3 protein-coding genes and 2 pseudogenes are annotated in these 2,787 nt (G+C 73.9%); 2 read left to right on the forward strand and 3 right to left on the reverse strand.

Going from position 1 to position 2,787, the window contains the following annotated elements; genetic code table 11:
* Positions 1-63 precede the first annotated feature (63 nt).
* Positions 64-771 (reverse strand): annotated as a pseudogene (locus tag H5J33_RS29940) (GAF domain-containing protein); the annotation flags it as partial.
* 181 nt (positions 772-952) lie between these two features.
* Between H5J33_RS29940 and H5J33_RS29945 the strand changes: the two are divergent.
* Complete coding sequence (locus H5J33_RS29945) at positions 953-1,363, forward strand: pyridoxamine 5'-phosphate oxidase family protein (protein ID WP_399552958.1); 411 nt, start codon at positions 953-955, stop codon at positions 1,361-1,363.
* 36 nt (positions 1,364-1,399) lie between these two features.
* Here the strand turns inward: H5J33_RS29945 and H5J33_RS29950 are convergent, their stop codons facing one another.
* Entirely contained in the window at positions 1,400-2,098 is a 699-nt protein-coding gene (locus H5J33_RS29950) for a response regulator transcription factor (RefSeq protein ID WP_181797924.1), read from the reverse strand.
* 147 nt (positions 2,099-2,245) lie between these two features.
* Between H5J33_RS29950 and H5J33_RS29955 the strand changes: the two genes are divergently transcribed.
* Complete coding sequence (locus H5J33_RS29955; protein ID WP_181797925.1) at positions 2,246-2,485, forward strand: hypothetical protein; 240 nt, start codon at positions 2,246-2,248, stop codon at positions 2,483-2,485.
* Position 2,486: 1 nt separating this feature from the next.
* Here H5J33_RS29955 and H5J33_RS29960 read toward each other — a convergent pair.
* A pseudogene (locus tag H5J33_RS29960) lies at positions 2,487-2,741 on the reverse strand (amidohydrolase family protein); the annotation flags it as partial.
* Between the last annotated feature and the right edge of the window lie 46 nt (positions 2,742-2,787).

The following is a 2,787-nucleotide window of genomic DNA, read 5'->3' on the forward strand; positions in this document are numbered from 1 at the left end:
CCGGGCGGTGCCGTTACGACGGGCCGTACCGGGAGGCGGTGGTGCGCTCCCTCATCACCCTCCCCGCCCGGCGATCAGCGCCAGGACCTCGTGCTGGCCGGCGCCGGACATCAGGCTGCTGCTGACCTCCGCGGTGGCCGCGAGCCAGCGCTCCCGCAGCCGGGACTCCTCGTACAGCCGGGCGTTGTCGATGGCCACGCCCGCCGCCACGGCCAGCGCGGACACCAGCGACTCGTCGTCCTCGTCGAACCGCAGACCGCCGCGCTTCCCGGTGAGGTAGAGGTTGCCGAACACCCGGTCGCGGGCGCGGATGGGCACGCCGAGGAAGGTGTTCATCGGCGGGTGGTTCGGCGGGAAGCCGTACGACGCCGGGTGCTCGGAGAGCTTGTCGAGCCGCAACGGCTCCGGGTGCCGGATCAGTTCGCCGAGGATGCCGTGGCCTTCCGGGTAGGGGCCGATGCGGGCGATGTCCGCCGCGTCGACGCCGTAGGTGACGAACGCCGAGAGCCGTGTGCCGCCCGTGCCGATCACGCCGAGCGCCGCGTACTCGGCGTCGGCCAGGACCGCCGCCGCCTCCACGATGCCGCGCAGCACCTGCTCCAGGTCCAGCTCACGGCCGACGGAGACCACGGCCTCCAGCAGGGTGTGCACCTTGTTCTGGGTGCCGCGGGCGGCGTCCAGGCGAGCCTGCAACTCCTCCAGCAGTTCGTCCAGTCGCAGCTGGGGCAGCCGTACGGCGGGTACCGCACCGGTGCTCTCGGAGCCCTCCACCGCCGTTCCTCCCCGGATCCTCGCCCCGCGCGCGGCCGCCTCGTTCCGGATCACCGTAGCGGCCGGGGCGGGCGGGCGTGGCACGGGGTCGGGCGGCAGGCCGCCCGGCGGCGGTTTCCGGACACGCGGGCAGGGCCTATCGGCCCTACCCGTGACGGTCGCCCGGGTCCACGATGGCCTGGTGCCTCACGACGTCGACTTCCACACGCTCGGCAGAAAGGCCTGCCTGCGCCTGCTGGGCCGGGTGCCGGTCGGCCGGATCGTGTACACCAGGCGGGCGCTGCCGGCCGTGCTGCCGGTCAACTTCCGTCTGGACGCGGACTCCTCCGTCGTGCTGCGGACGTCGGCGGGCTCGGACCTGGTGCGCGCGGTCGACGGTGCCGTGGTCGCCTTCGAGGCCGACGAGTTCGACGCGGCGGCCCGCAGCGGCTGGAGTGTGGTCGTCACCGGCCGGGCCGCCCTGGTGACGGACCCGGCCGAGCGGGCGCGCCTCGCACGGTGCGGCCCGAAATCGTGGATGCCCCTGCCGGACGGGGTGTTCGTACGCATCGCGCCGGACCTGGTCACCGGCCGCCGGCTGTCGGCGATGTGACCGGCCGCGCGCCTTCGGGGGCCGCGGGCCGCCGGCTCATGACCGGTGGCCGCCGGCACGCGGGCGGCTGCGGACCTGGGTGGCGATGACGGCCGCCTGGACCCGGCGTTCGACGCCCAGCTTGGCGAGCAGGCGCGAGATGTGGTTCTTCACCGTCTTCTCGGCCAGGAACAGCCGCCGGCCGATCTGCCGGTTGGTGAGCCCCTCCCCGATGAGGGCCAGGATCTCCCGCTCCCGCTCAGTCAGCCCGGGCAGGGCGTCCGGCTCGGCCTCCTCCTCGCGCCCGTCCCGCAGTCTGCTCAGGAGCCGGGTGGTGGCGCTGGGGTCCAGCAGCGACTGCCCGCCGGCCACCGTGCGCACGGCGGAGACCAGGTCCGAACCCCGGATCTGCTTGAGGACGTACCCGGACGCACCCGCCATGATCGAGTCCAGCAGCGCCTCCTCGTCGTCGAACGAGGTCAGCATCAGGCAGGCCAGCTCCGGCAGGAGCGAGCGCAGCTCCCGGCAGACGGTCACCCCGTCGCCGTCCGGCAGCCGGACGTCGAGGACGGCCACGTCGGGGCGCAGGGCGGGGACGCGCGCCAGGGCCTGTGCGGCGGTGGACGCCTCGCCGGCCACCGTGATGTCCGGCTCGTCGTCCAGCAGGTCGCGCACCCCGCGCCGGACCACCTCGTGGTCGTCGAGGAGGAAGACCCGGATCGGGTCGCCGGGTCCGGTCTGCGCGCGTTCCGCCATGGTGACTCCCTGTCACATACTCGGTTCTCCTCGCCGATCCTGGTCCCTTCCGGGACCGGCGAACAGGGCCGTCCGGCCCTTTCGGCGCGGGTCCCGCTCACCGGCACGGACCGCTTCCTCCCGGTCCGCTCCTCCGAGGACCGGATCATGACCTGTTTCCTGGAGTACCCGGACGACTTCGACGCCTACACGGTGGTGGTGCGCGACCTGATCCACACCCGGGACCCGGCGAGCGGCGACTGGTCCCTGAACGCCCACAGTTACCGCAAGCCGCGGCTCTCCCACGCCTGGGTGCTGGAGCAGTTCCCGGCGCCGGGCTGCGGGTGGCGCACGAGCGCGGCGGGCCGGGGGGGCATGCGGACGGTGGTCCTCAGGCGGGCGTCGTGACCGCGCCCAGGAGGTCGCTCTGGTAATGGACGGTGCCGTCCCGGAGGACCAGCGGGGTGCGCGGGAGACTGCCGAAGTCGGTGAAGGGATCGCCGTCGACGACGGTCAGGTCCGCGGTCTTTCCCGGCTCGACGGTGCCCAGGTCGTTCTCGACGCCGAACAGCCGTGCGGGGACGGCGGTGGCGCACAGCAGGGCCTGGGCCGGGGTGAAGCCGTGGGCGTGCAGGGCGCGCAGGGCCAGGTCAGGGTGGCGTCCCCTCCTGGGGCGGTCGGGACGTGACGGTCATCGAATCCTCCGGTCG

Origin of the sequence: Streptomyces sp. WELS2 (assembly GCF_013870595.1) — a bacterium.
Classification (GTDB): domain Bacteria; phylum Actinomycetota; class Actinomycetes; order Streptomycetales; family Streptomycetaceae; genus Streptomyces.